Origin of the sequence: Luteimonas sp. FCS-9 (assembly GCF_001014645.1) — a bacterium.
In the GTDB taxonomy this organism is placed as follows: Bacteria; Pseudomonadota; Gammaproteobacteria; order Xanthomonadales; family Xanthomonadaceae; genus Luteimonas.
The window spans coordinates 1-17,348 of record NZ_LASZ01000009.1 but is presented as its reverse complement, the minus strand read 5'-3'; the positions used below and the strand labels follow the sequence as shown (position 1 = coordinate 17,348).

Below are 17,348 nucleotides of genomic sequence, written 5' to 3'. Positions count from 1 at the left end.
TTCAATCGGATATAGCGATCCGAGGTCAACCGGCGCGTGCATTGCCGGTGCGGGTGCGGCCCGGGGCGGGGGCGGTCAGAGCGCGGAGATCCAGGCGAGCAGGCGGGCGCGCTCGGCCGCCGGCATGCGCTCGTAGCGGGCGCGGGCCGGCGCGGCGTTGCCGTCGTGCCAGCCGATCGCCTCGTCGATGCTGCGCGCGCGCCCGTCGTGCAGCAGCCGGACCGGGCGACCGCCCTCGAGCGCGGTGCTCATGCCCCACAGCGGCGCCGTGCGCCACAGGCTCCGCACAGGCGCGCCGAGCCCGTCGCGCCGGCCGCCGCCGTCGCCCGCGGGCAGCCACGAGGTGTTGTAGACGGCGTGGCCGAGATGGAAGGCCTCGGTCTGCGCGGCATCGAGCGCGCGCCATGCCACCGGCGTGCGGCCATCGGCCTGCACGGCGACCGGCGATGGCGCGACGGCGGCGAACGCGGCCAGCGCCGCGCCGCCCAGCAGCAGCGACGACGCCAGGCGCCTGCGCGAGGTCATCGCGCGGGCGCGGGCACCGCGGTCACCGCGACGCCCGACACGGGCGCGTCGCCACCGGCGAACTGCAGCACCAGGTCGCGGCCGTCCCGCAGTTCGAACTCGACGATCTTGTGCGCCAGCGGGCAGCCGCGGCGGCCCTGGAAGTCCAGCGAGGCGACGATCGCGCCGTCGTCGACGACGTCGATCCAGTGGCCGGTGGTGATCGAGACGCGGTAGCGGCCGTCGGCGGGTACGCGGAACGTCAGCAGCCCGGCCATCGCGTCGTCGTCGAGCATCGGCTTGCCCGGGGGCGCCGCGAGCGCGACCTCCGCCTGCGGGTGCAGCGCGGCGCGATAGAACGTGCCCGGCTCGATCCGCGTCGTCGCCTCGCCGCCGGTGCCGGCGACCACGGCGGCGGGCGGGGTCTGCAGCAGCGACAGTTCCTGCGCGACGTCCCAATGGAAGGTGTCGCAGCCCGCGGGCAGGGCCGCGGCGGGCGCGGGACCGGCCGCGAACGCGGGGACGGCGAGCAGCGACAGGACGAGGAGCGGGAGACAGGGACGCATGGCGGGGCCGGTTCCGATATGTCCGAAAGGATATAACGAAACCGGCGAGCCGCGCCGGCGACCGGTCGTCGCAGGCGCCCGGCGTGCGCCTAAAGCCGACCGGCCATCCGCGCGAGCGTGGTGTCGCGCCAGAACAGGTGGTGCACCGCGACCATCAGCACGTGGCCGACGACCAGCGCGAGCAACGTCCAGGCCAGCACGCCGTGCGACAGGTTCGCCGGCGCCATCCATGCCGCCTGTTCGACGCCGGTGGCGGGCAGCAGCGGCACGCCCCAGGGCGCGAAGCCCTTGCCCGAGCCGTACTCGCGCAGCAGCGCGACCGTCGGCACCCAGGCCATCAGCGCGTACAGCGCCGCGTGCCCGGCCAGCGCGGCGCGGCCGGTCCAGGTCGGCGGATGCGGCGGCCGGCGCCGCCATTGCGACAGCCCCCATGCGCCGCGCGCGAGGATCAGCAGCATCAGCAGCGTGCCGACCGGCTTGTGGGTGCCGACGAGGAAGGCGGTCAGGGCGTGGCGGCCGAGCGCCAGCTTCACGCCCATGCCGACGAACTGCCACGCGAACAGCGCGGCCATGCCCCAGTGCAGCAGGCGGGTGACCAGGCCGTAGCGGTCCGGGGAATCGAGCCAGCGGGATGACATCGGAAGCGGGATCCGCAGCAGGGCGCAGGCGCGCCCGGGGCGCCCAGTTCAGCGGGCGGCCGGCGCGCTGTCAATCGCGCCGACGCAATGCAGCATCCGGGTTCGCCGCGCACCATTGCCCCCCGTACGGGACCGAGGCGGCGGCACGCCTTAAACTGGCGCCCGATTTCCACGACAACCGGGCAGCACAGTGATCATCCATCCCAAGGTCCGCGGCTTCATCTGCACCACCACGCATCCCACCGGATGCGCGTACAACGTGCGCGACCAGATCGAGGCGACGCAGGCGCGCGGCGTGCGCGACGACGGCCCGAAGAAGGTGCTGGTGATCGGTGCGTCGAGCGGCTACGGGCTGGCGGCGCGCATCAGCGCGGCCTTCGGCTTCGGCGCCGACACGCTCGGCGTGTTCTTCGAGAAGCCCGGCACCGAGAAGAAGCCCGGCACCGCCGGCTGGTACAACGCCGCGGCGTTCGACAAGGCCGCCAAGCAGGCGGGGCTGTACAGCCGCTCGATCAACGGCGACGCGTTCTCCGACGCCGCGCGCGAGCAGGCGATCGCGCTGATCCGCGACGAGATGGGCGGGCAGGTGGATCTGGTGATCTATTCGCTGGCCTCGCCGGTGCGCAAGCTGCCCGGCACCGGCGAGCTCAAGCGCTCGGCGCTCAAGCCGATCGGCCAGGCCTACACCTCGACCGCGATCGACACCAACAAGGACCAGGTGATCGAGGCGACCGTCGAGCCGGCGACCGAGCAGGAGATCGCCGACACCGTGACCGTCATGGGCGGCCAGGACTGGCAGCTGTGGATCGACGCGCTGCGCGAGGCCGGCGTGCTGGCCGACGGCGCGAAGACCGTCGCCTTCAGCTACATTGGCACCGAGATCACCTGGCCGATCTACTGGCACGGCGCGCTGGGCCGCGCCAAGGCCGATCTCGACGCGACCGCGCGCCGGCTCGACGCGCAGCTGCGGCCCACGGGCGGCAGCGCCAACGTCGCCGTGCTCAAGTCGGTGGTCACCCAGGCCAGCGCCGCGATCCCGGTGCTGCCGCTGTACATCGCGATCGTCTTCAAGGTCATGAAGGAACTGGGCCTGCACGAAGGCACGCTCGACCAGCTCGACCGCCTGCTGCGCGAGCGCATGTACCGCGCCGACGGCGCGCCGGCCGAGCTCGACGACGAGCACCGCCTGCGTCTGGACGACTGGGAACTGCGCGACGAGGTGCAGGCGCAGTGCAAGGTGCTGTGGCCGCAGGTCACGACCGACAACCTGACCGCGCTGACCGATTACGCCGGCTACAAGCACGAGTTCCTGAAGCTGTTCGGCTTCGAGCGCGACGACGTCGACTACGACGCGGACGTCGACCCGGTGGTCGAGTTCGACGTGATCGAACTGCGCGACTGAGCGCGCGCGACCGCGGTGCGTGCCCGGCGCCGGCGTTCGCCGGCACCGGGCATGTCCGCACTCAGCCGCAGCAGTAGCACTGCAGCGGCTGGCCCGGCCCGCCCGGCCCCAGGTCGCCGCCGAACGGCGCGCATTCCTGCGCGCAGGCCCACGCGCTGCACGAGGCCTCGCCGGTCGTGCCGTCGTCGGCCACGGCCTGCATCGCGCCGAAGCCCATGCAGCCCACGAACAGCGCGGCGGCCGCGGCGTTGCGCATCGTCTTCCAGTAACGTCTCATCTCATCGCTCCTCGACAGTGGCCAGGGCCGCCGACGCATCCGTGCGTCGCAGCGCGGCCAGAAGGTCCTGCACCCGCTCCTTGGTATCGAAGGCGCCCACGCGCGCGTAGCGGACCCGGCCGTCGCGGTCGAGCGCCAGCGTCGCGGGCACGTTGCGCGCGCGAAACAGCATCACGTGGCGTCGGTCGGTCAGCGTGGTCACCGGAAACGGAAGGCGGTGCTCGGCCGCGTACGCGCGCGCCTGCGCCGGCGTGCAATGGCACACGCCCAGCAACTGCGCGTCCGGCCCGTGCGTCTCGGCGATGCGGCGCGCCGCATCGGCCACGCGCGGCAGCGAGCGGCGCGAGTACGGGCAGGTCGGGGTGAAGAAGTACAGCACCTGGAATGCGCCGTCCGGCGCGCCGAGCACGTGCGACGCGCCGTCGAGCGTCGTCGCCTCGACCTTCGGGACGTACATGCCCAAGTACGGCTCGGTGGTCCGCGCGACGAACCAGCGCCGTTCCTCGCGCAGCTCGCGGTTCTGCCAGGCGAGCACCGCGACCAGCGCGCAGGCGCCCAGCAGGCCCAACCAGATCCATGGCATGCGACGTGGCATGCGACCGCCTCCTGCGTCCGATGTCCTCCGGACCCTGCGCACGCGGCGGGCTGGGGTCAATCGCCGGGCGGCCGATTCGCCGTCGGAGGATCCGAATTGCCCAGCCAGTCACAGTTCCGATGCAATGGCGTTGGCGCCTGGGGCCGGCCGGTGCGGCAGTGCATCACTGCCCTGGCGGCGCATCCGGTGGCGGCGTGCCAGGCGCGGGCTGCGCGCCGTCGCCGAGCGGGCTCTTAGGGTGGCGATGCGTCCGCGACCTCGACGAACACCGGATTGGCGTAGAACCACAGGTCCTGCCAGGGATCCTCGCCCGGCACGTCGGCCAGCGGCTCGACCTCGTCTGTGCTGCTGCCGCGGGCGCGGACGAAGGCGCCTGCGGCGGGGGCGGGGATCTCCAGATCGACCGACCACCAGGCGCCCTCGCGCTGCAGCTGCGCGCGTTCGAAACGATGGACCTGCATGGCCGGCGCGCCGCCGGCGACCGGCGTGCCGACGATCACCGCCATCTGCGCCAGGGGCGGGCGGTCGCCGTTCGCGTTCGGCGCGGCCGGCTGGCGGACCCGCAGCCGGATGCGCAGCGTCTCCCCGGGGGCGGCGGCCAGGCGGCCGCCCATCGTCGCGCTGCCGCGCTCGCTGCGCACCGTCAGCTCCAGGGCGTCGATCAGGTCGCCGGTGACCGCGAACATGCGACCGGCGCGCAGGCCGTCGAGGAGATCGTGCGCGTCCGGCCGCGCCCAGACCCAGGTCTTGCTGTACTCGCCTGGGTCGAAGTCGCGGCCGCCGTCGCGCAGGTTCTTGTGCGAATCGGAGGTCGCGGTGATCCAGAAGCGGCGGCCTTCGGCCAGCAGTTCGTCCCACACGCCGCCGACGGTGGCGGTCATCTGGTCGAAGCCGCCGAACGTCGGTGCGGCCGGGTTGCGGTACAGCCCGCGTTCGTCGCGCGTGGCCTGGTGGCCTGGCGCGCCCTCCATGCCGACCACGACCTGCGGCGCGGCATCGTGCCAGGCGCGCAATTCGCGCGGTTCGACCTGGCCCCAGGTGCCGATGCCGGTCGCGGTGCGCGCGGGATGGTTGACCACGAGCAGCGGCGGTGTCGGCAACGCGCGCATGTGCGCCAGGGCGTCGAGCATTAACTCTTCGTGATCGCGCCCCTCGCCGTGCAGCGGTTCGCTGCGTCCGAATCGCCGTTCGATCTCCACCAGCCGGTCGCGTTCGTCCGGCCCTGGGGCGACGATCAGCGAGGCGTGTTCGGCGCCCGGCACGTCGAACTCCATGCCGTTGAACTGGATCAGGTCGGGCACGTCTCGGCGGGCACGCTGGAGTGCCGGCCAGGCCTGGTCGCGCGTGACGACCGAATGGCCGGGGCCGCCGTGGTCGGTGTGCACGATCCAGCGCAGGCCGTGGGCCAGCGCCTGCTGCGCGTTGCGGGACCGCGTGTAGGGCGAATCGCCGCCGCGGATCGGACGCGGCGGCGAGACCGTGCGGTCCCAGGTCACGCTCCATTCGCTGTGGACGTGGTGGTCGCCCGCCTGCCAGGCGCGCCCTGCATCGGCATCGGTGGCCGTTGCGGTGGCGGCGAGGGTGACCGCCCAGGCTAGCGCCAGGGCCGGCAACGGGCGGTATGGTCGGAGATGCATGCGATGTCCTGTGTTCGTCGTCGGGTATCCGGCGCGGGCTGCGGATCGTGCACGCAGCCGGCCGCCGCCCCGCGCGCGGGACGCGATGCCCCACGCGCGGGCGCGGTGCTCAGAAGTCGGCGCGCAGGCCCAGGCTGATGCGCTTGCCCGACAGCTCGTACATCGTCGGGAACGACGGGTCCATGGTGTAGCCGGTCGTCGCCTCGTCGGTGAGGTTGATGCCCTTGAGGCTGAGCTTGAGATGGTCGTTCAGGCGCCAGCCGATCGACACGTCGAGCTGGCCGTAGGCATCGCGGTAGATCGGGTACATGTTGTAGCCGATGCTCTCCACGTATTCGTCCTTGTGGTTGTAGGCCAGCCGTGCGTCGAAGCGGTCGTTCTCGTAGTAGACGGTGAGGTTGTAGGTCTTCTCGGCCAGGCCCGGCATCGGCGTGGCGATGCCCAGGTCCGATTCGCCGGCCAGCGAACTGTCGAGCAGGGTGTAGTTGGCGTTGACGCCGAAGCCCTCGAGCGCGGGATGGAGCATCGACAGCGGCAGCTGGGCGATCAGCTCGATGCCGTCGACGCGATAGCTGCCGTCGGCGTTGACCGGCTGGTAGACGTCGAAGTCGTAGATGCCGTTGAGCGTGCCGTTGGCGTTGTAGACGGCCACGTCCTCGACCGTGCCCGTCAGCGCGTTGATCACCACGCCGTCGATGGTCTTGCGGAAGTACGAGGCCGCCAGCAGGCCGCCGTTGTCGAGGTACTTTTCCAGGCCGATCTCCCACTGGTCGGCGTAGGTCGGCTGCAGGTCCGGGTTGCCGTCGGTGAACCGGTAGGAACTCCAGCTGGCGGTGCGCTTGTAGGCCACGTCCGTCAGGGCGGGCCGGATCAGCGTCTTCGACGCCGCGGCGCGCAGCAGCAGGCCGCTGGCGAGCTCGGCGGTCGCGTTGAAGCTCGGCAGCACGTCGGTGTAGCTGCCGGCCTTCGACACGGGCGCGTCGGTGTAGCCGGTGCTGCCGTCCTCGCGCTGGACGGGGTGGTAGCCGTAGGACAGCACCGAGGTGTCGACCCAGCGCACGCCGGCATTCGCCGAGACCGGCACCATGCCGACGTCGAAGGCCAGTTCGGCCATCGCGTAGGCGCTGGTCACGTCCTCGTCGACGCGGTAGTACTGGCCATCCTCGAACGGCGTGGAGAACCCCGGGTAGCGGAACGCGTCGCGGGCGTAGTCGTTGGAGACCTGCCGCCAGGCCAGGTCCCCGGCGCGATAGCGGCCGCCGGGCACGATGTCGCCGATCCATTCCAGCGGGCTGTCGGCCAGTGTGCGGACGTTCGCCCACGAGCCGTCGCCGGCGGCCGGCCCGGTGATCTTGGCCTCGCCGTACTCGCGCTCCTTGGACTTGTCGGTGCGGCGTGCGCCCAAGCGCAGCGTGTGCAGCGCCGGCGCGAACGCCAGGTCGAGGGTACGTGCGACATTGACCTGGGCGGCGTACTTGTCGTCGACGACGCGCTCGCGAGTGGTCTCGTAGGCCTCGAACAGGTAGCGGTCGGGCGCATCGTACATGTCGATCGTCGCCGGATCGTCGCTGGGGATCGTCTCGCCGCTGCGCCCGGTCCAGCGCGTGCGCGACGGCGCGTAGGCGACATGCTTGAGGTTGGCGTAGTCGAGCGTGCGGTCCGCGCCGGAATAGCCGAGCATCGCATCGACGCGCCACGCGTCGCCGCGCCAGTCCAGGGCGGCGCTGTACTGGCGATAGTCGGTCTCGCTCACGCGTTCCTTGCTGAGGAACTCGTGCTGGGTCGCGGTGTAGGACACGTCGCGCAGCACCACGATGCCGTGCCGGGCGAGCGTGTCGGCGTCGTATTCGTGGATGGTGTCGAGCGTGCTGCGGCTGGAGGCCGAATAGGCGGCGGCGTCGTACTCGCCCTCGGTCGTGTCGTAGCCGCCGAGCATCGCGTCGAAGGTCAGGCCGAACGACGCACTGGGCCGGTACTGCAGCGATGCGGTCGCGCCCCATTTCTCCTGTTCGTTGAGATAGACGCGATCGCCGACCTTGTCCTGGAACACGATCAGATTGCTCTCGGCGGTGTCGGTGCGGTCGCCGATCGCCAGCCCGGTGTCGCGTTCGAACACCGCCTCGGCGTGCGCGCCGCGCGTGCCCGACGCGCCCAGGAAGCGCGACAGCGGCCGGAAGTTGATGCCCGAGGTCGCGTCGGTGCGGTTGGTGCGCCGGGCGTGCGAGAACGAGGCCAGCGCGCCCCAGTCGCCCCAGGTGTCGCTGGCCAGGAACGAGACCTTGGGATCGTTCTCGCCGGAGATCGAGTTGTGCGCGCCCTCGGCGGAGGCGACCAGCTTGCGGCCCGCATAGTCGAACGGGCGCGCGGTGGAGATCCGCACGGCGCCGGCGATGCCGCCTTCCTCGTCCGCCGCGGTCGGGGACTTCTGCACGGTGACCTGCTGGATGATCTCCGAGGCGAAGATGTCGAACTCGACGTCGCGTCCGCCGTTGCCCGACGCGGTCGCCAGGTCGTTGATCGCGACATGGGTGTAGTCGGCGGGCAGGCCGCGCACGTTGACGCGGCTGCCCAGGCCCTTGTTGCGTTCGATCGCCACGCCGGGCATGCGCTGCAGCGCCTCGGCGAGATTCTGTTCGGGAAAGTCCGCGACGTCGGTGGCGACGATCGAATCGGAGAACGCGAGGGTCGCGCGCTTGAGGTCGACCGCCTGCTCGAGACTGCGGCTGTAGCTGCCGACGACGGAGATGCCGTCGAGTTGCAGCGGTTCGCCGGTGCGGGCGACGTCGCCCGCGCCCGGCGTCGCGGCCGTACCGGCGCCCGGGCGCGGCGCAGGCGTGGCAACGGGCGCGGGGTCGGCCTCGATCGTCACCGTGGACGCGTTGACGTAGCGATGGCGCAGCCCGGTGCCGGCCAGCAGCCGCTGCAGGCTTTCGTCCGCGGACAGGCCGGCCGGGACCGCGTGCGCCTGCGGGTTGCCCAGTGCGCCGGCGTCGTAGACGAACTGCAGGCCGGTCCTGCGCGAGAGCGCATCGAGCGCGCGGTCCAGCGGCTGGGCGGGAAGGGCGGAGTCGGCGACCGTGGTCGGTGTCTGCGCGCCGACGGTGGCGGTGGCCTGCAGCGCGAGCGCGATCGAGAGGAACAGGGTGCGACGCATCGTGGGATCCAGTGGAAGAGGGACGGATGGGGCGAGGCGGATGCCGCCTGCCGTGGATCTACGAGTGCGCAGCGCGCCGGTCGGGTACCTGGATGCCGATGAATTTTTTTTGACACCGCGCCGGTGCCGGCCCGCTCATCGCGGCGGAAGCCGCGCGGCCGTCGCGACGTGGATGTCGCCATCGACGACGCGCGTGCGCAGCGACGGCTGCAGCGCCAGGAACGCGCGCAGCGATTCGATGTCGTCGCCGCGCAGGTTGCCGGTCAGCCGCATCGCGCCCGCCGCCGCATCGTCGATGCGCAGTCGCACCCGGCTGACGCGGTTGAACGCGTCGGCGACGTCGCGCAGCGGCTCGTTGCGGAATACGATCCGCCCGGTCCACCAGGCCGTCATCGCGCCGATGTCCTCGTCCGTCACGCGGACGCGGCGGTCGCGGTAGCCGATGCCGGCGCGCTGGCCGGCCACGAGGTCGGCGAGCATCGGCCCGCGGCCGGCGTCGTCCAGGACCTGGACACGGCCTTCGACGACGGCGACACGGGCCTGCCCGCGGCGCAGTGCGACGTCGAACGTGGTGCCGATGTCGCGGACCTCCAGGCCCGCGGCGTGGACGGCGAACGGGCGGCGCCCGGGTGCGACGACGAAGCTGGCCTGTCCGCGCAGCAGCTCGACCCTGCGCGAGAACAGCCCGAAGCGCGTGGTCAGCGCGCTCTCGGCATTGAGATGCACCACGGTGCCGTCCGGGAGCGCGAGACGGCGCGGCGCACCATGGCCTGCCGCGTGCTCGGACGTGCGTGGCAGCGCGGCCAGCAGCGCAAGGCCCAGACCGAGCGCCAGCACCGCGGCCATCGCCGTGCGATGCCGGCGCGGGGCGGGCAACGTCGACCGGAAGCGCGTCGCCGTGGACGTTCGCGCAGGCGGCAGCGGCACGACCGTGCCGTGCGATGCGGCCGCGCGGGCGGTGGCGGCCGACGGCGCCGAGCCTCGCAGCAGGCCGCTCAGCTCCCCGGCCATGCGCGTCACCGCCAGGTATTCGCGGACGTGTTCGGGCGAGGCGCGCAGCCACGCGGCGAACCGGGCCTGCGCTTCGGCATCCAGGCCGCCTGCGTGTCGCCGCGCATGCCAGCGCGCGGCGGCGCGCGTGACCTCGTGCGACGCGCCGGACGCGCTCATCGGGCCTCGCCCGCGTCGAGTTGCGCGCGCCGGCACATCGCCAGCCCGCGTACGACGTGTTTCTTGACCATGTGCGCAGACATGCCGAGCCGCTCGCCGATCTGCCGGTACGTCAGGCCGTCGCGGTACTGCAGCACCAGCACCTCCCGCGTCCGCGCGGGCAGTGCATCGAGCGTCGCCTGCAGGCGCTGCCGGTATTGCGCGCGTTCGACGGCGTCCTCGGTCGCGTGCGCGTCCGAGCGCAGCGCATCCACCGGCTCGAGTTCCTCGAGCGGCAACGGCGCCCGGCGACGATGGAGCGCCCGTTCGCGCGCGAGGTTCTGCGCGACGGCGAACAGGTAGGCCTCGGGATTGGCGATCGTCGCGCCGCGGTCGCGATCGGCGTGCAGCAGCCTGGCGTAGGTCTCCTGCACGAGGTCCTCGGCATCGTCGCGCGCCCCGCGGCGGACGAAGAAGCCGCGCAGCCCGGGGCCGTGCTCGGCGAACATCGTTGCCCACCGTCGCCGTGCCGTCTCGGCCAATGTCGCGGATCCGTCGGTCGAAAGCGCCGCACGGTATCGGCGGCAGATGACGCCGGCATGACGCGTCGCAAGCCCGGCGTCGACACCGCTCGCGGCCGTCATCGCGCTGTAGCGCCGCGGCGGTAGAACACGCAGGTCCGCAAGGCACGCGACGCCGTGGTCCGCAATGGCGTGCTCAAGTTCCCGGCGGCCAGGCCGATACCGATGCGTCACTCTGCCTGGAAGACGCCCATGCCGGTCGCCACGTTCCCGTCTTTGCCGTCGCGAGGGTCGCAGGCCCTCGCCCACGTTCGCCGACGCCTGTCCCGGATCGCTGCGCCGGGCTGGCTGCGGCCGCTCGCACGCGCCACGTTGGCGACCAAGATCAAGGCCAGTCTGGTGGTCTGCGGCCTCGGGCTGCTGGTCGTGGCCTTCGCCTACTGGCGCGCGGGCCTGGGGGTGGAGCGGGCCGGCGCGATGTTCGCACACCACCAGGCGCAGGCGGTGCTGGCCGGCACGCTCGCCGGCCAGGTGTCGGAAGCGCGGCGGCGGCAGACCGCCTATGCGCACAGCCTGGAGGCGGCGGACCGGGCGCGGCTGCAGGACGCACAGGCGCAACTGTCCCGGACACTCGCCGCGCTGCAGCCGTCGGATGCCGGTGCGCAGGCCTCGCCGGCGCTGGATGCAGTGGCGACGCGGGTCGCGGACTTCGGGGCCGGCATCGCCTCGCTCAACGCGCGCGTCGACGAGATGGGCGCCGGCGCCGAGGGGCTGCGCGGTCGGCTGGAGGCGGCAGCCGATGCGGTCGCCGCCGACGTCGACGCGCTCGGCGATCCGGTGCTGGCCGGGCACCTGCAGCGCATGCGACTGCACGAGCTTCGCTTCCTGCTGAGCGGCGATCCGGGGCAGGCCGACCGCGCCAGCGAGGGCAAGCTGGACTTCGACCTGGCGCTCGCAGCCACGCGTGCCGACGATGCGACGCAGGCCGCGGTGCGCGCGCGCATGGACGACTACCAGGGCGCGCTGCTGGGCTACGTCGCGGCGCGCGTCGGCCTGGACATCGAGGCGCAATCGCTCGAGGACGTCGCGGCCGGGATCGCACCGGCCCTGGAGGCGCTGCACGCCGAGCGCTCGGCGGCGCTGGCGGCCGCGCGGGCGCGCCAGCAGGCGCAGGGGCGCTGGATGGATGCGTTCTTCGCCGCGACGCTGCTGCTGGTCGCGATCGCGCTGATCGCCACGCTGCTGGCGGTGCTGCGCGCGGTCCGGCGCCCGATCGAGGACACGCTGCGCTTCGCGCAGGCGATCGCCGACGATCGGCTCGACGCCACGCTCGCGGTACGCAACCCGCACGACGAGCTCGGCCGCCTGGCCGGGATGCTGGTGCACATGCAGCAGCGCCTGCGCACGCGCATCGAGGGCGAGCGTGCGGTCGCGCGCGAGAATGCACGGATCCGCCAGGCGCTCGACAGTGCGCAGTCGGGGCTGATGCTGCTCGATCACGACGGCCGCATCGCCTATGCCAACCGCGCGTTGCGCGACGCGCTCGGTGCGGACGCCGCCGGGGGGCTCGACAGCGGCGATGCCGCCGCGCTGCATCCCGACTTCGCCGACGTCCAGCGTCGCCTGTGCGCCGGCGAGACCGCGTTCGCGCACGAGGCCGACCACGCCGGCACCCGCTATTCGTGGGCGGTCGCCGCGGTCGCGGTCGACGGTCAGCGCATCGGCGCGGCGATCGAATGGCGCAGCCGCGCGCTGGAGACGATGGTCGAGCAGGAGATCGCGGCGCTGGTCGAGGCGGCCGCGCGCGGCGACCTGCACGGGCGGATCGCGCTGGCCGGCAAGGACGGGTTCGTGCGCACGCTCTCGATCGGCATCAATGGACTGCTCGACACCTTCCAGCACAATCTCTCGTCGCTTCAGGGCCTGCTGGCCGCGCTGTCGCAGGGCGACCTGTCGGCGCGCATGGAAGGCGATTTCCACGGCGTGTTCGCCCGCATGCGCGACGACGCCAATGCCACGGTCGCCCAGCTCACCGGCATCGTCGCGCGCATCCAGGACGCCTCGGTCGCGATCGGGCGCGCCGCCGACGAGATCGTGGCCGGCAACGCCGACCTCTCGCGCAGCACCGCCCAGCAGACGGTCGAGCTCGAAGCGACCGCGGCGTCGATGGCCGCGTTCGCCGACGCCGTGCGCCAGAATGCCGAGCACGCGCGCCAGGCCGACGCGCTGGTCGTCGACGCGGCCGCGGTCGCCTCGCGCGGCGGCGACGCGGTCGGCCGGGTGGTGACGACGATGGCCGACATCGAGCGCGCATCGCGCCGGATCGCCGACATCCTGTCGGTGATCGACACGATCGCGTTCCAGACCAACATCCTCGCGCTCAACGCCGCGGTCGAGGCCGCGCGCGCGGGCGAGCAGGGCCGTGGCTTCGCCGTCGTCGCTTCCGAGGTGCGGATGCTGGCCAAGCGCAGCGCCGACGCCGCGCGCGAGATCAAGGGGCTGATCGACGATGCCGGTGCGAAGGTCGCCGACGGCGCCGCGCTCGCCGGACGCGCGGGCGGCACGATGGGCGAGATCGTCGCCTCGGTGCAGGGCGTGACCGCGATCATGGCCGGCATCCGCGCGGCGTCGCAGGCGCAGGCCGAGGGCATCGACCGGATCGACCGGACCGTGTCGGGCATGGACGCGGCCACCCGCCGCAACGCCGCGCGGGTCGAGGGCGCCACCGCGGCCGCCTCGCGCATGCACGCGCAGGCAGCCCGGCTGAACGCCAGCGTCGCCGCGTTCCGCACCGACGCGGCGGCGGTGCCGGCGGCCTGAGGCCGGTTGTCCGGCGCGCCGAACGACCCCATCTGGGCGGCATGGACCTGTTCCCGACCGCCGGCCCGCGGATCCTCGTCGACGACGACGAGGGCGGCATCCGCTACTGGGCGGATGCGGTCGATGCGGCGACCGCCGCGGCGTGGTTCGAGGCGCTGCGCGCCGGCGCGCACTGGGAGATGCAGCACCGGCCGATGCATGGCCGCGTGGTCGCGGTCCCGCGGCTGCTGGCGTCCTACCGGCTCGACGCGCTGCCGTCGTCATTGCCGCTGGCGGACATGCACCGCGCCGTGCAGCGGCGGGTGCCGGCGCCGTACACCGCGGTCGGGCTGAACCTCTACCGCGACGGCCGCGACAGCGTGGCGATGCACCACGACAAGCTGCACACGCTGGTGCCCGGGCAGCCGATCGCGCTGCTGTCGCTGGGCGACGCGCGGCGGATGTCGATCCGTGCGAAGGACGGGCGCGGCAAGGCGATCGCGATCGAGCTCGCGCCCGGCAGCGTGCTGGCGATGAGCCACGCCTCGCAGCTGACCCATGCGCACGGGATCGCGAAGACCACGCGTCCGGTGGGGCCGCGGATCAGCGCGGTGTTCCGCGCGCGCCCGGCCGCGAAGATGGCGGCCGGGCTGTACGGCACCCACTGGCAGGGGCCGCTCGGCGCTTAGTCGCCGGGGCGCGTGCGTGCCGGCGCGGGGCCGGGCACGAGCCGCAGCACGTGCGTCGCCGGGCCCGGCAGCAGCGGCGAGGGCCGGCCCTGTACCCAGTCGCCGTGGCCGGCGCCCCAGAACGGCGACAGGGGATGGCCGCTCTGGCCGCCGGGCATGTGTGCGATGCCGTCGGCCTCGTGCCCCGGTGCGACGACCATGCGCTGCGAGGCGCCGAACGCCGGCGCCTGCACGCGCGGCACGGTGCCGTCGCCGGGCAAGGGCTGCGCCGGCATGCACAGCGCGCGCCGGCCGACGAGCGGGATCGCGGCCGCGAGCGGATGGCAGATCGCCGCGGTGTTGTGCTCGCCCCAGCGGCGCTGCGCCAGCGGCCCGTCGGCCTGCAGCGTGTCGCGGACCTCGCGCGCGGCGTCCTCCAGCAGCGCGGTCCAGCCGTCGGCGACCGGCACGCAGCGTCCGCGCCGGGTCTGCGGCGTGCACGCGAAGCGGCGCGGCAACAGATGTTCGGGGCGCTGGCTCACCAGCGGCCAGACCACGCCCTCGAAGTTCGGCGGGTCCGGCCAGGCGATCGCGTCCCCGGCCGCCGCGCGCGCGGGCGCCAGCAGGCCGTCGGCGATGCGCGCGTGCACCGCCAACCGCCACGCGCGGACGATGCGGTAGCCGGCCGAATCGACGTCGGCGCGGCCGCTCCAGTCGCGCGCGGCGCCGGCGAGCACGCGCAGCGCGGTGTCGCCGCCGCCGTCCGCGTCGGCCGCCCGGCCGAGCAGGGCATGCCACTGCGACAGCAGCACCGCGCGGTCGTCGAGCTGGATCGCGAGCAGGTCGCGTTCGGCGAAACGGTCGCGGGCGCCGAGCCCTTCGCGGATCTGCCAGGCGCGGATGCCGAGCGCCGCGCCGCCGTCGCCGATCCGGGCGAAGTCCGCGCCATCGACGACGCGGCTGTTCGCGGTCCACAGCCGCGTCGCGTCGGGCGAACGCACGAGTGGCGAAGCGTCGGTGGCGATCGTCCACGGCGCGCAGACGTTGCCGGCATCGCCCGGCGCAGCGCCGGGGCCTGGCGGACGGGAGACCGTCCGGCCGTCGCAACCGGGCGCCCGCGCCGGGATCGGCCCGAGCAGGCGCCAGGCGACCGCGCCGTGCAGGTCGCCGAGCACCAGGTTCTGCGTCGGCGTCGCGGTGCGGTCGGCGATCGCCAGCGCGTCGTCGAGGTCGCCGGCGTGGGCGAAGTCGGCCAGACCGAAGTTCAGCGCGCCGGGCAGGTGCGCGGTCCAGCGCAGCGCCAGCGCGCTGCTGTCGGGCTCGCGGTGGACCACCGGCCCCCAGTCGCTGTCCTCGACGGTCAGCGTGTCCGGGGCGCGTCCGGCGACGGCGATCGTCTCGGCGTGGCGCCGCAGCGGCGTGCAGCCGGGCGCCGCCGGACCGGCGGCGTCGCAGGGCACGATGCGCTGCCAGTCCAGGTAGTCGCCGTAGCTGTTGGTGAAACCCCAGGCGACGTGCCCGTTGCTGCCGACGATGATCGCGGGCAGGCCCGGCAGCGTGAAGCCGACGACGTCGACGCGGCCGCCGGGCGCGCGCGGGTCGGGATAGCGCAGCCGCGCACGGAACCACAGGTTGGGCGCGCGCAGGCCCAGGTGCATGTCGTCGGCGACCAGCGCCCGCCCGTCGGCGGTCAGCGCCCCGCCCACCGCGAAGTTGTTGCTCCCCCAACCCAGATCGGCCGCCGCAGGCGGCCCGCCGCCGTCTCTCCCCCGCGCCGCGGGGGAGAGGGGGACCGCTCGCGGCGCGAGCGGTGGAGAGGGGGGGAATCGAACCATCGCCGCAGGCGTCCCGCCACCGTCGCCCCCGTCCGCCATGTCCGCTACGTCCAGCCGGCGCAGGTCCACCGTATCGGCATCCGGCAACGCCGCGTCGCCGCGCGGCCCGCCCTGCAACGGCGCGTCCCAGCGGCTGCCGTCGTGGGCCACGAGCGCGAACAGCGCCGGCGGCAGGTGCGGCCGCAACCGGTGCAGCGCCAGTTCGCGGGCGTTGCCCGCGTCCTGGAGGTCGAAGTACATCGAGAAGCCGACCAGGGCCGAGTCGGCCGGCGTCCACGGCGTGGGCTGCTGGCGCAGCAGCAGGTACGGCCAGGGCCGTGCCCGCAACGCGGCGAGCCCCGCGTTCGCGCCGTCGGAGTAGGCGCGCAACTGTGGCATGCGCTCGCCGGCGACCTCGGCGAGCGAGGCGTCGACGCGGGCGCGCATGCGGTGCAGGCGATGGCGGCGGTCGGTCTCGAGCGCCCGCTCGCCGAACAGCGCCGAGAGCTCGCCCGCGGGCAGGCGCCGCATCAGGTCCATCTCGAAGTAGCGCTCCTGCGCGTGCACCCAGCCGAGCGCGCGCATCGCGTCCACCTCGCTGTCGGCGGTGATCGTCACCGTGCCCAGCGCGTCGCGCACGATCGTCGCCGGCGCATCGAGCCCGGACAGCGTCCGCGCGCCCTCGAGCGCGGGCAGGCTGCCGCGCAGCTGCCACCACAGCGTCGCCGTGATCGCCAGTGCGATCAACGCCAGCGCGAGCGTCGCCCGCTGGATCCACGCACGCAGCGTGTTGCGCATTGCCGAACTCCCCGTCGCGGCGGCCTGCCGCCGCCCGATTGTTTCAGCTTCGACGCGCGATCGAGCGCGTTCCGCCGTCCGCGGCGCCTCAGCCCGCGGTGGCGGCCGCGTTGCGCGCGTGCTCGGCCAGCCCCGAGACCACGCCCAGCGACGGATCGCCGAGCACGACCCGGGCCTGCGGGAACCGCGCCCGCGCGGCGGCCTGCACGTACGGTGCGCCGGACATGCCGCCGGTCAGGAACAGGCTGTCGGGCGGCTGCGCCAGGTCGGCGCGGACCTCGTCGAGCAGCCCGCCGATCTGGCCGAGGAAGCGGGCCGCCGCCGTCCCCAGGTCGCCGCGGCCGGCATCGACGCGCAGGCCGGGCTCGATGAAGTCCAGCGGCTGCCCGGCAGTGTCGTCGGCGCTGAGCCGGACCTTCATCGCCTCGATGCCGCGGTACAGCCGCGTGGTCCCGCCCTCGTCCTGCAGCGCCCGCAGGCGCGCGCCGTACGGCGCCTCGACGTCGCGGTAGTCGTGGCGGTGGAACTCGCGCTGGCGCGGCAGGTCCTGCACGGTCGCGGCCTCGACGAAGTGGTGCACCGGCGTGCGCGTGACGCCCTTGCCGAACAGCGGCATCGCGCGCGCCAGGCTCAGCGCGACGTCGACGTCGGTGCCGCCGTTGGCGATGCCCCAGGCGCGGTGCACCTGCGGCGCGGTGTCGCCGCCGATGCTCGCCAGCGCGATGTCGGTGGTGCCGCCGCCGACGTCGACGACCAGCGTGGTCTGGCGCTGCGGGCTGATCGCGTGGTGGTGCAGCGCGGCCGCGGCCGGTTCCTCGAGGAAGTG

General features: G+C 73.6%; 13 protein-coding genes and 1 pseudogene. 3 read left to right on the top strand and 11 right to left on the bottom strand.

Translation table 11 applies throughout. From position 1 onward, the window contains the following. Window positions 1–75: 75 nt before the first annotated feature. The 3 genes from WQ56_RS09500 to WQ56_RS09490 form a co-directional block, all read right to left on the bottom strand. A complete protein-coding gene (locus WQ56_RS09500; RefSeq protein WP_047136875.1) occupies window positions 76–525 on the bottom strand; it encodes a di-heme oxidoredictase family protein in 450 nt (149 codons plus the stop codon). Then, window positions 522–1,070 (bottom strand): hypothetical protein, encoded by a 549-nt coding sequence (locus tag WQ56_RS09495; RefSeq protein ID WP_052772948.1) that lies wholly within the window; start codon window positions 1,068–1,070, stop codon window positions 522–524. The genes WQ56_RS09500 and WQ56_RS09495 overlap by 4 nt, the downstream gene beginning before the upstream one ends. 89 nt (window positions 1,071–1,159) lie before the next feature. Then, the gene (locus tag WQ56_RS09490; RefSeq protein ID WP_047136874.1) at window positions 1,160–1,708 is read right to left on the bottom strand and encodes a cytochrome b; all 549 of its coding nucleotides are present in this window, start codon (window positions 1,706–1,708) and stop codon (window positions 1,160–1,162) included. Between the two features lie 190 nt (window positions 1,709–1,898). On the opposite strand from WQ56_RS09490, the gene fabV reads away from it, so the two are divergent. Continuing rightward, the gene (fabV, locus tag WQ56_RS09485) at window positions 1,899–3,110 is read left to right on the top strand and encodes an enoyl-ACP reductase FabV (protein WP_047136873.1); all 1,212 of its coding nucleotides are present in this window, start codon (window positions 1,899–1,901) and stop codon (window positions 3,108–3,110) included. Between the two features lie 61 nt (window positions 3,111–3,171). On the opposite strand, the gene WQ56_RS09480 is transcribed toward fabV, so the two are convergent. The 6 genes from WQ56_RS09480 to WQ56_RS09455 all read right to left on the bottom strand — a co-directional run bounded on the left by WQ56_RS09480 (window position 3,172) and on the right by WQ56_RS09455 (window position 10,464). Continuing rightward, entirely contained in the window at window positions 3,172–3,387 is a 216-nt protein-coding gene (locus tag WQ56_RS09480; RefSeq protein ID WP_047136872.1) for a hypothetical protein, read from the bottom strand. Between the two features lies 1 nt (window position 3,388). Further along, window positions 3,389–3,955, bottom strand: coding sequence for a TlpA disulfide reductase family protein (locus WQ56_RS09475; protein ID WP_197076471.1), 567 nt, complete (start codon window positions 3,953–3,955; stop codon window positions 3,389–3,391). A gap of 260 nt (window positions 3,956–4,215) precedes the next feature. Continuing rightward, the gene (locus tag WQ56_RS09470) at window positions 4,216–5,619 is read right to left on the bottom strand and encodes a hypothetical protein (RefSeq protein ID WP_082132317.1); all 1,404 of its coding nucleotides are present in this window, start codon (window positions 5,617–5,619) and stop codon (window positions 4,216–4,218) included. A gap of 109 nt (window positions 5,620–5,728) precedes the next feature. Continuing rightward, the gene (locus tag WQ56_RS09465; RefSeq protein ID WP_047136869.1) at window positions 5,729–8,773 is read right to left on the bottom strand and encodes a TonB-dependent receptor; all 3,045 of its coding nucleotides are present in this window, start codon (window positions 8,771–8,773) and stop codon (window positions 5,729–5,731) included. Window positions 8,774–8,908: 135 nt separating this feature from the next. Further along, complete coding sequence (locus tag WQ56_RS09460) at window positions 8,909–9,943, bottom strand: FecR domain-containing protein (protein ID WP_047136868.1); 1,035 nt, start codon at window positions 9,941–9,943, stop codon at window positions 8,909–8,911. Further along, window positions 9,940–10,464 carry a sigma-70 family RNA polymerase sigma factor gene (locus WQ56_RS09455; RefSeq protein WP_047136867.1) on the bottom strand — a complete coding sequence of 175 codons (525 nt, stop codon included), beginning with the start codon at window positions 10,462–10,464 and terminating at the stop codon, window positions 9,940–9,942. Before WQ56_RS09455 ends, WQ56_RS09460 begins: the two co-directional genes overlap by 4 nt. A 351-nt stretch (window positions 10,465–10,815) precedes the next feature. On the opposite strand from WQ56_RS09455, the gene WQ56_RS09450 reads away from it, so the two are divergent. Both WQ56_RS09450 and WQ56_RS09445 read left to right on the top strand, forming a co-directional pair. Further along, a complete protein-coding gene (locus tag WQ56_RS09450; RefSeq protein ID WP_231583392.1) occupies window positions 10,816–13,263 on the top strand; it encodes a methyl-accepting chemotaxis protein in 2,448 nt (815 codons plus the stop codon). Window positions 13,264–13,304: 41 nt separating this feature from the next. Then, a complete protein-coding gene (locus WQ56_RS09445) occupies window positions 13,305–13,931 on the top strand; it encodes an alpha-ketoglutarate-dependent dioxygenase AlkB (RefSeq protein WP_047136865.1) in 627 nt (208 codons plus the stop codon). On the opposite strand, the gene WQ56_RS09440 is transcribed toward WQ56_RS09445, so the two are convergent. After that, entirely contained in the window at window positions 13,928–16,522 is a 2,595-nt protein-coding gene (locus WQ56_RS09440) for a penicillin acylase family protein (RefSeq protein WP_082132315.1), read from the bottom strand. The two genes, WQ56_RS09445 and WQ56_RS09440, sit on opposite strands and share 4 nt — an antisense overlap. Before the next feature lie 88 nt (window positions 16,523–16,610). Then, window positions 16,611–17,348, bottom strand: a pseudogene (locus WQ56_RS09435) (rod shape-determining protein); the annotation flags it as partial.